The sequence below is a fragment of the Rhodanobacter sp. Root179 genome (assembly GCF_001428465.1).
GTDB lineage: Bacteria > Pseudomonadota > Gammaproteobacteria > Xanthomonadales > Rhodanobacteraceae > Rhodanobacter.
This window is the reverse complement of record NZ_LMHR01000087.1, coordinates 92,849-106,650: the sequence shown is the minus strand read 5'-3', so window position 1 is coordinate 106,650 and position 13,802 is coordinate 92,849. Positions and strand designations below refer to the sequence as shown.

Genomic DNA, 13,802 nt, shown 5'->3' with positions numbered 1-13,802 from the left:
ATCATCGCCGCACGGAATCCCGGCGGCGCCTGTGCCAGTCAGCATCAATCGGGTAAAGTCGCCCCATGCGACTGCTCGCCATCATTCTCCTGCTGTTCTTCATCGCCGCCGGCATCGTCTTCGGTGCGCTCAACGCCGACCTCGTTGGCTATGACCTGGGCTTTGCCCAGCTCCGGCTGCCCAAGGGTGCAGCCCTGCTTGGTGCGGTCGTGATCGGATGGCTGCTCGGTGGACTGACCGCCTGGCTGGGCGTGAGCATGCGGCAGGGTCGCCAGCAGCGTCGGCAGTTGCGCGCGGACAAGAAGTCGCCGGTCAAGCCATGAATGTCGTGCTCGTGCTGGTTTCCCTGGTGCCGATCGCTTTCGTGCTGGGCTGGTGGACTTCGCGCCAGTTTGGCGCACGCCGCTCCGGCGCCGAAGTCAGCGCGCTGTCGTCGGACTACTTCCGTGGCCTGAACTACCTGCTCAACGAGGAGCAGGACAAGGCGATCGAGGTGTTCCTCAAGCTGGCCGAATACAACCGCGATACGGTCGAGACGCATCTGGCCCTGGGCAACCTGTTCCGCCGTCGTGGCGAGGTCGATCGGGCGATCCGCCTGCACCAGCACCTGGTTTCGCGCCCCGGGCTCACCGATGCGATGAAGACGGTGGCGCTGCTGGAACTGGGTGAAGACTACATGCGGGCGGGCCTGCTCGATCGCGCCGAGGCGCTGTTCTGCGACCTGGTGGCGATGAACGCGCACGCGCCCTCCGCACTGCGGCACCTGATTGCCATCTACCAGCACGAGCGCGACTGGCACAAGGCGATCGAACATGCGCGCCGCCTCGAGGTGATGACCGGCGAGGACGAGGCGCCGATGATCGCCCAGTTCTATTGCGAGCTGGCCGACCGCTCGCGCCAGCACGGGGCGAGGGCCGAAGCACGCGACTACCTCAGGCAGGCCTTTGAATGCCAGCCGGGTTGTGTGCGGGCATTCATGCTGACCGGAAGGTTGCTGTCCGAGGATGGCCAGCACGCCGACGCCGTGACGGCGTATGAGTCGGCGATCCAGACCGACATCGCCTTCACTCCGGAAATCCTGCCGCCGCTGCTCAACAGTTACGCCAGGTCGCAGCAGATGGAACGTGCGGAAAGTTTCTTGCGCGAGATGATCGGTCGCTACCACGGTGTTTCGCCGGTGCTGGCGCTGGCCCATCTCTACAAGGAGCGCGACGGCGAGCGTGCGGCGATCGATTTCCTCACCACCCAACTGCGCCAGCGGCCCTCGGTGCGTGGCCTGATGGCGCTGATCGACGCCACCATGGACAAGATCGAGGGGGAGGCACGCGAGAACTTCCTGATCCTGCGCGACCTTACCCGCAAGCTGCTTGAAGGGCAGGCGATGTACCGCTGCAGTCGATGCGGTTTCGGCGCCAAGGCCCATCACTGGCAGTGTCCGAGCTGCAAGAGCTGGAGCACGATCAGGCCCATCCATGGTGTAGCCAGCGAGTGAGCAGCGGATGTCCGTGACCATCGGATGGTTGTCGTGCAGTTTTCTGATCACCGTGCTCGTGGTGCGGGCTTCGATCAGCTATGCCCGCCGACGCGGCATGCTGGACCTGCCCGGGCAGCGCCGATCCCATAGCGTGGCGACGCCGCGCGGCGGTGGTATCGGCGTGGTCGTGGCCATGCTCGTGTGTCTTCCGGGCGTGTTGTGCGCGCCGCCGGCGAGTTGGCCGCTCAGCGTGACGGCGGGGTTGCTCGCCGGATTCCTGCTCGTCGCCGTGGCCGGATGGTGGGACGACCATCGTTCGCTGCCGGTATTGCCACGGCTGTTCGCCCAGTTGCTTGGCACGGGCCTGTTTTCGGCAGGCTTGCTGGTCACCGGTACGCCGGTGTGGTGGTTGCCCCTGCTGCTGGTTGGCGGCGTCTGGAGCGTCAACCTGCACAATTTCATGGACGGCATCGATGGTTTGCTGGCGCAACAGGCGATCTTCGTCGGCGCGGGACTGACCCTGTTGGCATGGCAGGCAGCGCAGCCTGCCCTGGCGATGGCGACGGCGGTGATGGCGGCGTCACTGGCGGGATTCTGGTGGTTCAATCGCCCGCCCGCGAAGATCTTCATGGGCGACGTGGGCAGCGGCAGCATCGGCCTGCTGATCTTCGCCTTTACCACCATGCTGTGGCGGGTCGAGCCGGCGCTGCTCTGGCCCGCGCTGATCCTGTCCTCGGCGTTCGCGGTGGACGCCAGCCTGACCCTGTTGACGCGCATGTGGCGGGGACGGCGCTGGTACACTGCCCACCGCGAACATCTCTACCAGTGGACGGTACGTCGCGGCGCCACCCACGCCTTGGCCGATCTCGCCTACCTGGGCTGGAACCTGCTTGTCGCCGCACCCATGGCCTGGTTGGCCTGGAGTCATCTGCGCCTGGCGCTGCCGATTACCATGGCGGTTTATGCAGTGGCGTCGGCCGTGTGGCTGGCGCTGAAACGTCGTTGTCTGCGGCGCAACTTGAACAGGACACCTCATGTCGCTGCGTAAGCTTGTCGGCTTCATCCATCCCCGCATCGCCGTCGTTCTGCACGACTTGATGATGGCCGCGCTTGCCTGGTGGATTGCCAAGCTGTTCCGCTATGCCTTGAAGCCCGATGAAGTGGTCAGCTTCCAGTTGCTGGAATTTCCCATCGTGCTGCTGGTTCAGGGCCTGATCTTCCGCTGGACCGGGCTCTACAGGAGCGTATGGCGCTTCGCCAGCCTGCCTGATCTCTGGAACATCGTGCGCGCGGTGCTGGCGGGCACGATCTCCATCGGCGTGACGCTGTTCCTCTACGAGCGGCTGGAGGGTGTGCCGCGCTCCGTGCTGGTGCTCTATCCGCTGCTGTTGTCGCTACTGCTTGGCGTACCCCGACTGGCTTATCGCTACTGGAAGGACAGCCGCAACGACCTGCTGCAGAACCAGAGCGTCAAGCGGGTGCTGATCGTGGGGGCGGATCGCGCCGGCGAGGTGCTTTCGCGCGACCTCCACCGCGACAGGCGCTACGCGGTGGTCGGTTTTGTCGACGACAAGTCCAGCCTGCGTGGCGCCAGCATCAACGGACATCCGATCCTGGGGCGACTGGAGCAGTTGCCCGAGGTGGCGCGCGAGGCGGCGGTTGACATGCTGCTGATCGCGCTGCCGGGTGCTTCCACGATCGAGATGCGCCGGGTGGTCGCGTTGTGCGATGCCACCGACCTGCCATATCGCACGGTACCCCGGCTGGAGGACGTGGTCGCCGGTCGGGCCCAGTTCAACCAGATCAAGGAAGTGGCGATCGAGGACCTGCTTGGCCGCGACGCGGTCGAACTGGACTGGACGGCCATTCGCGAGACGCTCAGCGGCCGTCGCGTGCTGATCACCGGTGGCGGTGGCTCGATCGGTTCGGAACTGTGCCGACAGGTGGCGCGGCTGGGGGCGCAGTCGCTGACCGTGGTGGAGCAGAGCGAGTACAACCTGTACCGGATTGGCCAGGAGCTGCGCGCCGAGTTCCCCGAGTTGATCTTCGACGGCATCCTGGCCCGCTGTGGCGACCGGGTGGCCATGCGCAAGGCGTTTGCCGACCTGCAGCCCCAGGTGGTGTTTCACGCGGCAGCGTACAAGCACGTGCCGATGTTGCAGGGGCAGCTCCGCGCAGGCTTCAACAACAACGTGCTGGGAACCTGCGTGGTGGCCGATGCCGCATGCGAGACGGGCGTCGAGTGCTTCGTGCTGATCTCCACCGACAAGGCGGTCAATCCGACCAGCGTCATGGGCGCATGCAAGCGCGTGGCCGAAATCTATTGCCAGAACCTCAATGCGCAGACCGACACCCGTTTCATGACGGTGCGCTTCGGCAACGTGCTGGACTCGGCCGGATCGGTGGTGCCGCTGTTCCGGCGGCAGATCCGGGCAGGTGGCCCGGTTACCGTGACCCACCCCGAGGTATCGCGCTATTTCATGACGATACCCGAGGCCTGCCAGTTGATCCTGCAGACCGCGAGCATCGGCACGGGCGGCGAGATCTATGCGCTGGACATGGGCGAGCCGGTGAAGATCCGCGACCTCGCCGAGCAGATGATCCGTCTGGCCGGCAAGAAGCCCGGCAGCGAGATCCCGATCGTGTACACGGGGTTGCGCTCGGGCGAGAAGCTGTTCGAGGAATTGTTCCACCCGCTGGAAAACTACTGCGCCACCACCCACGCCAAGATCTTCCTGGCCCAGCACCGTGAAGTGTCGTGGGAGCTGCTGCAATCCCTGCTGAAGAAGGCCGCCGAAGCGGTGAATGCCTTCGATGAGGAAGAACTTCGACGCTGCGTATCCAGCCTGCTGCCGTCGTTCCGCTGGAGCGAGTCGGCGCAGCCGGACAACGTGGTGTCCATCCGTCGTGCCAATCCGGAGATCAATGAGTGAGCAAGCCCCTGCGCAAAGTGGTGTTCCCCGTCGCCGGCCTCGGCACGCGCTTTCTGCCGGCGACCAAGGTCGTCGCCAAGGAAATGCTACCGGTCCTGGACAAGCCCCTGATCCAGTACGCCGTCGACGAGGCCGTGGATGCCGGTGCGGACACGCTGATCTTCGTCACCAATCGCTACAAGCACGCGATCGCCGACTACTTCGACAAGGCCTACGAGCTGGAGTCGAAATTGCAGGAGAAGGGCAAGGACGAGTTGCTGGCACTGGTGCAGGGCACCCTGCCGCGCAACGTCCGGGCGATTTTCGTGACGCAGCCCGAAGCGCTGGGCCTGGGCCATGCCGTGCTGTGCGCCAAACCCGTTGTCGGTGACGAGCCGTTCGGCGTGGTGTTGCCCGATGACCTGATCTGGAACGGCCCCGGCAAGGGCGCGCTGCGGCAGATGGCCGAACTGGCCGACGCGCAGCAGGCCGGCGTGATCGCGGTCGAGGAAGTGCCGCACGACGAGACGGACAAGTACGGCATCGTCGACGCGACCCCGATCGATGAACGCAGCGCGCTGATCCGCAGCATGGTCGAGAAGCCCAAGCCGGCCGATGCTCCGTCGAACCTGGCCGTGGTCGGTCGCTACGTGCTGCCTGGACGGATATTCCAGTTGCTGGAGCAGACCACGCCGGGGGCGGGTGGCGAGATCCAACTCACCGACGCGATCGATGCCTTGCTCAGGGAGCAGGGCAAGGTGTTGGCGCATCGTTTCGAAGGCATCCGCTTCGACTGCGGCAACAAGGCCGGGCTGGTCCGCGCCACCATGCACATGGCGATGCAGGATCCAAAGCTCGCACCGACGGTGCGCGCGTTCCTCGAACAGCTTTGAGCGGTACCGCGCCCGCGCCTGTCAGGTTAGCAGCGCGGGCGTGGGCCACGGCGTTGGCATGAATCAGGTTTCCTTCCCTTCGTACTACCGTGCCACGGCGACGCCTTACCCGGCTTACGCCGCGTTGCAGGGCAGTGGACGCGCCCGGGTGGCGATCGTCGGTGGCGGTTTTGCCGGACTGAACACGGCACTGGGACTGGCCGAGCGTGGTGTCGGCGAGGTGGTGCTGCTGGAGCGCGAACAGATCGGTTTCGGCGCCTCCGGCCGCAACGGCGGTTTCGTGTTTGCCGGCTACTCGCTGGGTGAGCAATCGCTGCTGGACCAGCTGGGCGAGGCGCGCGCGCAGGCCATTTTCCGGCTCACCACCGAAGCGGTGCAGCGCATTCGCCGGCGCATCGCCGATTACGCCATTCCCTGCGATGCCGTCGACGAGGGCGTGATCTGGGCTAACTGGTTCCGCGATCCCGCCGTGTTGCGCCAGCGCCAGCAGTTGCTGGCCGGGCACTACGGCGTGCAATGGCAATGGCTGGCCGAGACGGAACTGCGCCAGCGTATCCACAGCGAGCGTTATCACGACGGCCTGTACGAGCGTGACGCGCTGCACCTGCATCCGCTCAACTATGCGATCGGGCTTGCCGCGGCGGCGGCCGGAAAGGGCGTGCGCATCCACGAGAACAGCGGTGTCCGCAGCCTCGAACGCGAAGGCCTGCAATGGCGTTTGCGCACCGCGCAGGGCGACTTGCTGGTCGATCAGGTGGTGCTGGCCTGTGGCGGGTACCTGGCGGGCCTGCAGAAGCCGATCGACCGGGCGATCCTGCCGATCGCCACCTACGTGATGGTCACCGAACCGCTGGGTCCGCGGATGGACGACTGCCTGGCCACCCGCGCCGCGGTCTACGACAGCCGCTTCGCATTCGACTACTACCGCGCGCTGCCTGACACCCGGTTGCTGTGGGGCGGCCGCATCTCGATCCGCAACCGCTCGCCCCAGGCGGTGCAGCGGCTGCTGACGAAAGACCTGCTGCGGGTGTTCCCGCAATTGCACGGCGTGAAAATCGACTACGCGTGGTCGGGCCTGATGAGCTATGCGCGCCACCAGATGCCGCAAATCGGCGGCAGCGACGACGGGCTCTGGTGGGCACAGGCGTTTGGTGGCCATGGCCTGGCGCCGACCTGCGCGGCCGGCGAACTGCTGGCGGCGGCGATCGCCGATGGCGACCAGGGCTGGAAACAGTTTGCCGACTACGGCTTGGGCAACACGCACCGGCCGTTCGGTTATCTTGGTGCGCAGGCGACCTACTGGTGGCAGCAGGGGCGCGACTGGTTGAAGACGAGGCTGGAAGGATGAGCGAAGCAGGGCAGGGTGAAATCAGCTGGGCCGATTTCGAGAAGGTGCGGATCGTCGCCGGTACGGTGACACGGGTGGAAGCGTTCCCCGAGGCGCGCAAGCCGGCCTGGAAAGTGTGGGTGGATTTCGGCGCGTACGGCGAGAAGAAGACCAGCGCGCAGATCGCTGCGCTGTACAGCGCCGAGCAGCTCGTGGGCCGGCAGATCGTCGGCGTGATCAACTTTCCCGAAAAGCAGATCGGCCCGTTTCGTTCGCAGTTCCTGCTGACCGGGTTTCACACCGACGACGGGGTGGTGTTGACCGCCGTCGAACGGCCGGTGCCGAACGGTACGCGCCTGGCCTGAGTCGTCAGCGGTCCAGCCAGACCTCCAGCCCCTGCGCATTCAGCTCGATGTCCATCTCCAGCAGTTGGCGCAAGGTGCTGCGCCCGAAGTTCCAGCCGTGCGCTTCGGCGCGGGTGGCGTAGAGATCGGTGAGCGATTCCATCAACACGGCGTGTCGGTCGGGTTGGCCGTGCGCGGCGCGTGCCAGCGCGACCATCGCGTCGATCTGCGTGTGCAGGTCGGTGGCCAGCCGTTCCACCGCTTCCACCCGGCCGTAGTGGGTGAGGTACATCGCCTCGGGCCGCAGCGCGATCAAGCGTTCGATCGAGGCATGCAGCGCTTCCGGGTCGAACTGCACCGGCGAGGTGGTGGGCAGGATGAACGGGCCGTGCGCCGTGTCGAAATCGCGATACGACAGGCCGAACACGTCGCCGGTGAAACAGACGTTGGCACGCTCGTCGTAGACGGTGAGGTGGTGCTTCGCATGGCCCGGGGTATCGATGCACGACAGCGGCCGCCCGCCCAGGTCCACCACGTGCCCGTCCGCCGCCTCGATCACCCGCTCGGCCGGAATGGGCCGCAGCCGACCGTAGGTCTGTTCCATCACCGCCTCGCCGTAGACGGCGCTGGCGCCGGCCCACAACACCGACGGGTCGATCATGTGGCGTGCCCCGCGCGGATGCACCACCAGCTTCGCGTTCGGCAGCTGCGCGATCAGCTCGCCGGCGCCGCCGGCATGGTCCAGATGCACGTGGGTGAGGATCAGCCAGTCCACATCGGCCGGCGTGATGCCGGCGTCGCCCAGTGCATCCAGCATGCGCGGCACCGCGAAGTTGGTACCGCAGTCGATGAACGCGCCGCGGCCGTTCTCGACGACCAGGTAGGCCGCGTCGAACCGTGGTCGCACGAAGCCGGTATCGATGGTGTGGATGCCGTGTTCTGCCATGCCTGCCTCGCGATCGGTGGGTTCCGCGAGGGTAGCAAGTTGCCGGGGCCCCGGCACGACCGCCCGGGTTGATTCCGGTGAATCCGGCCAGCAGGCAAACTGCGGTAGGCTAGCTGCCAATGAGGGGATCGGGGGACTCCGTCAATGCGCTGCCTGCTCGTGGTTGCGTCACTGCTGCTGGGAAATGCATGGCCGGTGCTGGCGGCGGAGGTCACCGTCCACCTCGACGATGGCCGCGGCCATGCGGTGAGCGACGCGGTGGTCATGCTGATCCCGGATGCGGCTCCGGCTGCGGCAGCCGCGCCACCGGCACCGGCCACCCACGTCGTCGACCAGCGGGACGAGACCTTCGTTCCCTACGTGCAACTGCTGCGCCCCGGCGACGAGGTGGTGTTCCGCAACAGCGACAGCACCCGCCATCACGTCTATTCGTTCGCCGCGATCAGGACGTTCGAATTCGTGCTGCGGCCGGGGGAAAGCTCGCCGGCCCTGGTGATGGACAAGAGCGGCATCGCCGCGGTGGGCTGCAACATCCACGACCACATGATCACCTACCTGTTCGTGTCCGCAGTGCCGGCGATCGCGCTGTCCGGTGGTGACGGCAACGCCACCATCGGTCATCTGGCGCCGGGTCGCTACACCGCGCACGTCTGGCATCCGCAGCTGCATCCCGGTCATCCGCAACCGAGCCAGAGCGTGACCATCGGGGGTGATGCCGACATCGGGCATCTGGATTTCACGCTGTCGCTGATGCCCGATCCGCGCATGTTCATGGATCGCGAGCACCTGGACTACTGAGCCGACCATGCGCACCATGGGTTTCCGCCTTCGCCTTGCGCTGTTCTTCGTCGCCACCCTGGTGACGGTGCAGCTGCTGACCGCCGGCCTCGTCTATGAGGTGACCCGGCGCGCGCTGGTGACCGAGGGCGAGCGCCAGCTGACCGCCAACGCGCAGGCTTTCGTGGCGCAGATGGACGACATCTCGGCGCGGATCGGCGGCAACGTCGAAGTGCTGTCGCTCGACTACGCGCTGCGCTCGGCCATCGCCGAACGCGATCGTGGCACCGTGTTGTCGGTGCTGCGCAACCACGGCCGGCGGGTGGGCGCCTCGCGCATGCTGCTGATCGGCCTGGACGGAACGGTCGAGGCCGATACCGCCGCCACCACGAGCATGCCGCAGCGCTTTCCGTTTCCCGACCTGATCGATGATGCCTATGACCGGCGCACCGCCGCGGTGGTCGCGCTGGACGGCAAGGCGTCGTGGATGGTGGTGGTGCCGATCTACGCGCCGCAGCCGGTGGGCCTGGTGGTGGTCAACGTGCCGCTGGATGACGTGCTGCTGGCGCACATGCAGCGGCTTTCCGCCTTGCCCCGCGACATCGAGCTGGCCACGCAGACCGCACCGGATCGCTGGGACGTGGTGGCACGGGGCGACCGCCACACCGGGCTGGTCGACAGCCTCGCCAGCGCACATCGCGGGCTGCCATGGAAACCGCTGCTGACCGAGGTCGACGGCAAGGAATACATGGTGCTGGCGCAGCGCCTGAAGCAGCCGAAGCAGGGCGCGCCGGTGGTGGCGGTGCTGGGCTATTCGCTAGACGACGCGCTGAGTCCGTTCCGCTCGATCGCGATCGCGTGGGCGACCCTGCTGGCGCTGGGCCTGGGCGTGGGCCTGATCGGCGCATGGTTCACCGCGCGCAGCGTGTCGCGCCCGGTCGAGGCGCTGGCCACTGCGGTGCGACGCATCGGGGCGGGTGATTACCGCACCCCCGCCAGCACCCGGCGACATGACGAAATCGGCCAACTGGCCGGCGCCTTCGACGCCATGACCGAAGCGGTGCGCCAGCGCGAGCTGCGTATCCGCCACCAGGCCATGCACGACAGCGTCACCGACCTGCCCAACCGGCTGGCCGCCGAAGCCAGCATCGACGAAAGCCTGGCAAGCCATGCGGGTGAGGGCGCCCTGCTGATGGTCGGCCTGACGCGGGCGCCCGAAATCATCAAGACGATGGGACACGCCCTGTGCGACCGGCTGATGCGTGACGCCAGCGAACGCATCCGCCGGGTCGCGATGGATGCCTTCCTCGCCCGCACCAGCGACACGCAGTTCATGCTGTGGCTGCCGCGGGCCGGGCAGGACGCCGCGATCGCGGCCGGGCTGCGCGTGCTCGACGCGCTCAACGAGCCGTACCAGGAAACCGACGTCAGCATCGACCGGCTGCCGTCCGTGGGCATCGCGATGGCGCCGGCCGATGGCCAGCAAGCCGACATGCTGCTGCGCCATGCCGAGGTCGCCCAGTTCGCCGCCGCCGGCTCGGCCAGCGCGCTGAGTTTCTATGATGCGGCCACCGACCCGCATCGGCCCGAACGGCTGTCGCTGATGGGCGACCTGCGCGAGGCACTCGATCGCGACGGCCTGCTGCTGCACTACCAACCCAAGTTCGACCTCGCCACCCAGCGCACCGATGGTGCCGAGGCGCTGCTGCGCTGGAGCCACCCGCGACGCGGCTGGGTGGCGCCGGACACGTTCATCGGCATGGCCGAGGACACCGGCAACATCCATCGTGTCAGCCGCTGGGTGCTGGCCAGCGCGCTGGCGCAGGTTCAGCGCTGGATCGAACGTGGCCTGGCGCTGCACATCGCGGTGAACCTGTCGACCCGCGACCTGGAGGATGCCGAGTTGCCGGCGTGGATCGCCGCGCTGCTGTCGATCCATCGGGTGCCGGCATCCTGCCTGACCGTGGAAGTGACCGAGCGGGCCGTGATCGGCGAACCGGACACGGCGATCCGCATCCTGCGTGGGCTGGCCGAGCAGGGCATCGGCATCGCGATCGACGATTTCGGCGTGGGCCAGGCGACCTTCGCCTATCTGCGCCACCTGCCGGTCAGCGAACTGAAGATCGACCAGATGTTCGTCCGGCACCTGGCCACCGATGCGAACGACCGGATCATCGTGCGTTCCATCGTCGAGCTGAGTCATCAGTTGGGCTATCGCGTCACCGCCGAAGGCGTGGAGGACCAGGGCGCGCTGGATTACCTGGCCGCGGTCGGCTGCGATCATGCGCAGGGCTTCTTCATCGCCCGGCCGATGCCGGCCGAGGCTTTCGCGACCTTCGTCGGCGGGCAGGCCGGGCTGGCCGCCGCGGGGCCGCGCCGATGATGCGCCGGGCCTGCCTGTGCTGCCTGCTGGTCTTGTACGTGCCGGCAGGTCTCGCCCAGGAGTTCAAGTTGCATGCATGGCTGGACGGGCGCCTGGTCGCCGCGCCCGGCGAAACCAGCTGGACCCGCGGCGGCCTGGGCAAGACGCGTTTCGGCGGTGGCGGCGTCGATGCCCGCTTCGGCGGTGCGGGCGTGGTCGGCACCGCCCAGTTCACGCCCGCGCTGATGGCGCTGGCCTCCGTCCAGTGGCAGGACACCGACTACGCCACGCTGGACACGATCGAAGCCTACCTGCGCTACCGCCCGGTGTCGCTGTCGCGCTGGCGCTGGTCAGTGCAGGCCGGCGCTTTCCTGCCGCCGATCTCGCTGGAGAACAATGCGATCGGCTGGACCAGCTCGTGGACGCTCACGCCCTCGGCGATCAACAGCTGGGTCGGTGAGGAACTGCGTGCGACGGGCGCGGAGGGCCGGCTCGAATGGCGTGGCGACGACGCCAGCTGGGAACTGCGCAGCGCGCTGTTCCAGCGCAACGATCCGGCCGGCAACCTGCTGGCCGTGCGTGGCTGGTCGCTCAGCGACCTCACCTATGGGCTGGGCAGCCGCCCGCACGAGCCCGACGCGGTGGTGCGCCGAAACGGCGGCCAGCCGCCGGGACGCTACGATCCGTTCCAGAACATCGGCCATCGCAGCGGCTGGTACGCGAACCTCGACTGGCGCACGTCTGCCGGCGGCAGGCTGAGCCTGATGCGTTACGACAACCGCGCCGATCCGGCCGCGCACAGCGACAGCGGCGTATTCGCCTGGCACACCTGGTTCTGGAGCCTGGGCGCCTCGGCCGACACCGGCCCGATCCGCTGGATCGCCCAGGCGATGGACGGCGCCACCGTGATCGAGCCGGTGGACGGACTGCAGTTCGAAACGCGCTTCCGCTCGGCCTTCCTGCTGGCGGGATGGAACCGCGGGGCGTGGCGCCCGGCATTGCGCATCGAGCACTTCAGCACCCGCGAACTCGCCGCCGCCGTGGGCACCGGCCAGGGCGAGCACGGCAACGCCGTCACCGCGGCGCTCAACTGGCGCCCGCGCGACTGGCTGCGATTGAGCGCCGAGGTGCTGCGCATCGATAGCGTGCGCACGCAGCGCGTCGACGCGAGGCTGGCGTCGGGGTCGGCGGTCACCCAGGTGCAGGTGGGCGTGCGGCTGATTTATTGAGCGGTTTCCGCGAGATGTTCGCCCGGCATGCGGGAACCTCCTACGCACGATTGCATCCGATCCCTGACGATCCACTTCATCCACGCCATGCGACAAGGGGAGAACGACATGTTGCTCTATGCAGTCCTGATTTTTGCGGTGGCCGCCATCGGCGGCCTGGTGCTGGCCTCCAGCGTGCTGCGCGGCAAGCTGGCGCCGTGGGCGATCTCGGCATTGCACGCCTTGCTGGGCGCCAGCGGCCTGGTGCTGCTGATCCTGGTCGTGCTGCAGGGCGCGGCGCCGGGGCGGCTCACTGCGGCGCTGGCCTTGCTGGTGCTGGCGGCGCTGGGCGGCTTCTTCCTCGCTTCGTTCCACATGCGCAAACAGGTGGCGCCGAAAGCCGTGGTGCTCGTGCATGCCGGCGTCGCGGTGGTCGGCTTCCTGACCCTGCTCAGCCTGCTGCTGGGCTGAGCGGCCATGCGCCATCCGCTGCACCCCGCACTGGTCCATTTCCCGATCGCCTGCTGGTCGCTGGCCACGGCGGCGGATCTGGCCAGCCTGGTCTGGGGTGAGCCGGCGTGGCATCTTGCCGGCGTGTTGCTGGTGGCGGGGATCGGCTTCGCGATACCCGCCATGCTGGCCGGTTTCCTGGAGCTGGCGAAAGTCGCCGCGGATCACCCGGCGATCCGCGACATCAACCGGCACATGATCGCGGTGATGGGCGCACTGTCCTGTTATGCGGCCAGCCTGTTCCTGCGCCTGCAGGGCTCCCGGCTGACCGAACCGGGCGTGCCGGCGATCGCGCTGAGCGTGCTGGGTTTCGTCGCGCTGGGCGTTGCCGGCTGGCTCGGCGGCAAGCTGGTGTATGGACACCGGCTCGGTGTCACTCCGCCGTCGGCGTAGTGGCCCGCTTTGCCTTCACCGGTCGGGGCACGCGCCACAGGTACCATGCCGCAGCCGTGCGATGCGGGCTCCACGCCTGGCCGATCAGCGCCATCGCCTTCGGCGTCGGCGCCGCGTCGAGCGACTTCAGCAGCCGGTAGCCTTCGCGCACGCCGAAATCGTCAGCCGGCAGGATATCGGGCCGGGCCAGGCTGTAGATCAGGAACATCTCCACCGTCCACCGACCGATACCCTTCAGCGCGCTCAGGCGGGCGATGAGCTCGTCGTCGGCGAGCGACTGCGCGGTGGCGAGGTCGGGTACCACGCCTTCCAGCGTGGCCGCGGCGATGCTCCGGATCGTCTCGATCTTGCGCGCCGAGAAACCACAGGCGCGCATCGCGTCGAAGCTGGCGTCGAGCAGTTGCCGCGGCGACGGAAACGCCGACCGTGGATGCAGGGCGAGCAGACGGGCGACGATCGCATCGCCGGCCTTGACGTGCAGTTGCTGGTAGGCGACCGCGCGCACCAGCGCCTCGTACGGCTCGCGGGCAGGTTTCGGTTCGTGTCCGCAAGGACCGAGTTGCGCCACCAGCCGCGCCCAGTCGGCGTCGATTGATGCCAGCTGTTTCGATGCATCGACGGATACCGACTTGCGGCTTTTCATCGGACGAACTCCC

At 67.5% G+C, this 13,802-nt stretch carries 14 protein-coding genes; 12 read left to right on the top strand and 2 right to left on the bottom strand.

The features are described 5' to 3' along the window. Nucleotides 1–65: 65 nt before the first annotated feature. The 7 genes from ASD82_RS14920 to ASD82_RS14890 are packed head-to-tail and all read left to right on the top strand — an operon-like array spanning nt 66 to nt 6,971. Nucleotides 66–323, top strand: coding sequence for a lipopolysaccharide assembly protein LapA domain-containing protein (locus ASD82_RS14920; protein ID WP_056718594.1), 258 nt, complete (start codon nt 66–68; stop codon nt 321–323). Continuing rightward, nucleotides 320–1,492 (top strand): lipopolysaccharide assembly protein LapB, encoded by a 1,173-nt coding sequence (lapB, locus tag ASD82_RS14915; RefSeq protein ID WP_056718593.1) that lies wholly within the window; start codon nt 320–322, stop codon nt 1,490–1,492. The genes ASD82_RS14920 and lapB overlap by 4 nt, the downstream gene beginning before the upstream one ends. A gap of 7 nt (nt 1,493–1,499) precedes the next feature. After that, the gene (locus ASD82_RS14910; RefSeq protein ID WP_056718592.1) at nt 1,500–2,522 is read left to right on the top strand and encodes a glycosyltransferase family 4 protein; all 1,023 of its coding nucleotides are present in this window, start codon (nt 1,500–1,502) and stop codon (nt 2,520–2,522) included. Next, entirely contained in the window at nt 2,509–4,407 is a 1,899-nt protein-coding gene (locus tag ASD82_RS14905) for a nucleoside-diphosphate sugar epimerase/dehydratase (RefSeq protein WP_056718591.1), read from the top strand. Before ASD82_RS14910 ends, ASD82_RS14905 begins: the two co-directional genes overlap by 14 nt. Continuing rightward, nucleotides 4,404–5,279 (top strand): UTP--glucose-1-phosphate uridylyltransferase GalU, encoded by an 876-nt coding sequence (gene galU, locus ASD82_RS14900; RefSeq protein WP_056718590.1) that lies wholly within the window; start codon nt 4,404–4,406, stop codon nt 5,277–5,279. The genes ASD82_RS14905 and galU overlap by 4 nt, the downstream gene beginning before the upstream one ends. Before the next feature lie 58 nt (nt 5,280–5,337). Beyond that, nucleotides 5,338–6,627 (top strand): FAD-binding oxidoreductase, encoded by a 1,290-nt coding sequence (locus ASD82_RS14895; protein WP_056718589.1) that lies wholly within the window; start codon nt 5,338–5,340, stop codon nt 6,625–6,627. Beyond that, nucleotides 6,624–6,971: a tRNA-binding protein gene (locus tag ASD82_RS14890; RefSeq protein ID WP_056718588.1), complete on the top strand. Its 348-nt coding sequence runs from the start codon at nt 6,624–6,626 to the stop codon at nt 6,969–6,971. Before ASD82_RS14895 ends, ASD82_RS14890 begins: the two co-directional genes overlap by 4 nt. Before the next feature lie 4 nt (nt 6,972–6,975). Here ASD82_RS14890 and ASD82_RS14885 read toward each other — a convergent pair whose 3' ends face one another. Beyond that, on the bottom strand, nt 6,976–7,896 hold the full coding sequence (locus tag ASD82_RS14885) for an MBL fold metallo-hydrolase (RefSeq protein WP_056718587.1): 921 nt from the start codon (nt 7,894–7,896) through the stop codon (nt 6,976–6,978). 144 nt (nt 7,897–8,040) lie between these two features. Here ASD82_RS14885 and ASD82_RS14880 point away from each other — a divergent pair, with 144 nt between their 5' ends. From ASD82_RS14880 to ASD82_RS14860, 5 genes are all read left to right on the top strand, one after another. Further along, nucleotides 8,041–8,694, top strand: coding sequence for a hypothetical protein (locus ASD82_RS14880; RefSeq protein ID WP_007805450.1), 654 nt, complete (start codon nt 8,041–8,043; stop codon nt 8,692–8,694). A 7-nt stretch (nt 8,695–8,701) separates the two neighbouring features. Then, nucleotides 8,702–11,056 carry an EAL domain-containing protein gene (locus ASD82_RS14875; protein WP_056718586.1) on the top strand — a complete coding sequence of 785 codons (2,355 nt, stop codon included), beginning with the start codon at nt 8,702–8,704 and terminating at the stop codon, nt 11,054–11,056. Beyond that, nucleotides 11,053–12,264 carry a hypothetical protein gene (locus ASD82_RS14870; protein WP_056718585.1) on the top strand — a complete coding sequence of 404 codons (1,212 nt, stop codon included), beginning with the start codon at nt 11,053–11,055 and terminating at the stop codon, nt 12,262–12,264. Before ASD82_RS14875 ends, ASD82_RS14870 begins: the two co-directional genes overlap by 4 nt. Before the next feature lie 108 nt (nt 12,265–12,372). Beyond that, nucleotides 12,373–12,714 carry a hypothetical protein gene (locus ASD82_RS14865; protein ID WP_056718584.1) on the top strand — a complete coding sequence of 114 codons (342 nt, stop codon included), beginning with the start codon at nt 12,373–12,375 and terminating at the stop codon, nt 12,712–12,714. 6 nt (nt 12,715–12,720) lie between these two features. Then, nucleotides 12,721–13,146: a DUF2231 domain-containing protein gene (locus ASD82_RS14860; RefSeq protein ID WP_056718583.1), complete on the top strand. Its 426-nt coding sequence runs from the start codon at nt 12,721–12,723 to the stop codon at nt 13,144–13,146. On the opposite strand, the gene ASD82_RS14855 is transcribed toward ASD82_RS14860, so the two are convergent. After that, entirely contained in the window at nt 13,127–13,789 is a 663-nt protein-coding gene (locus tag ASD82_RS14855) for a DNA-3-methyladenine glycosylase (RefSeq protein WP_056718582.1), read from the bottom strand. The genes ASD82_RS14860 and ASD82_RS14855 overlap by 20 nt on opposite strands. Nucleotides 13,790–13,802: the final 13 nt, after the last annotated feature.

Coding starts and splice junctions, on each gene's coding strand:
- ASD82_RS14920 (WP_056718594.1), top strand. CDS start 66: ATGCGACTGCTCGCCATCATTCTCCTGCTGTTCTTCATCGCCGCCGGC.
- ASD82_RS14855 (WP_056718582.1), bottom strand. CDS start 13,789: ATGAAAAGCCGCAAGTCGGTATCCGTCGATGCATCGAAACAGCTGGCA.
- ASD82_RS14865 (WP_056718584.1), top strand. CDS start 12,373: ATGTTGCTCTATGCAGTCCTGATTTTTGCGGTGGCCGCCATCGGCGGC.
- ASD82_RS14890 (WP_056718588.1), top strand. CDS start 6,624: ATGAGCGAAGCAGGGCAGGGTGAAATCAGCTGGGCCGATTTCGAGAAG.
- ASD82_RS14870 (WP_056718585.1), top strand. CDS start 11,053: ATGATGCGCCGGGCCTGCCTGTGCTGCCTGCTGGTCTTGTACGTGCCG.
- ASD82_RS14905 (WP_056718591.1), top strand. CDS start 2,509: ATGTCGCTGCGTAAGCTTGTCGGCTTCATCCATCCCCGCATCGCCGTC.
- ASD82_RS14895 (WP_056718589.1), top strand. CDS start 5,338: ATGAATCAGGTTTCCTTCCCTTCGTACTACCGTGCCACGGCGACGCCT.
- ASD82_RS14875 (WP_056718586.1), top strand. CDS start 8,702: ATGCGCACCATGGGTTTCCGCCTTCGCCTTGCGCTGTTCTTCGTCGCC.
- ASD82_RS14885 (WP_056718587.1), bottom strand. CDS start 7,896: ATGGCAGAACACGGCATCCACACCATCGATACCGGCTTCGTGCGACCA.
- ASD82_RS14910 (WP_056718592.1), top strand. CDS start 1,500: ATGTCCGTGACCATCGGATGGTTGTCGTGCAGTTTTCTGATCACCGTG.
- ASD82_RS14860 (WP_056718583.1), top strand. CDS start 12,721: ATGCGCCATCCGCTGCACCCCGCACTGGTCCATTTCCCGATCGCCTGC.
- lapB (WP_056718593.1), top strand. CDS start 320: ATGAATGTCGTGCTCGTGCTGGTTTCCCTGGTGCCGATCGCTTTCGTG.
- ASD82_RS14880 (WP_007805450.1), top strand. CDS start 8,041: ATGCGCTGCCTGCTCGTGGTTGCGTCACTGCTGCTGGGAAATGCATGG.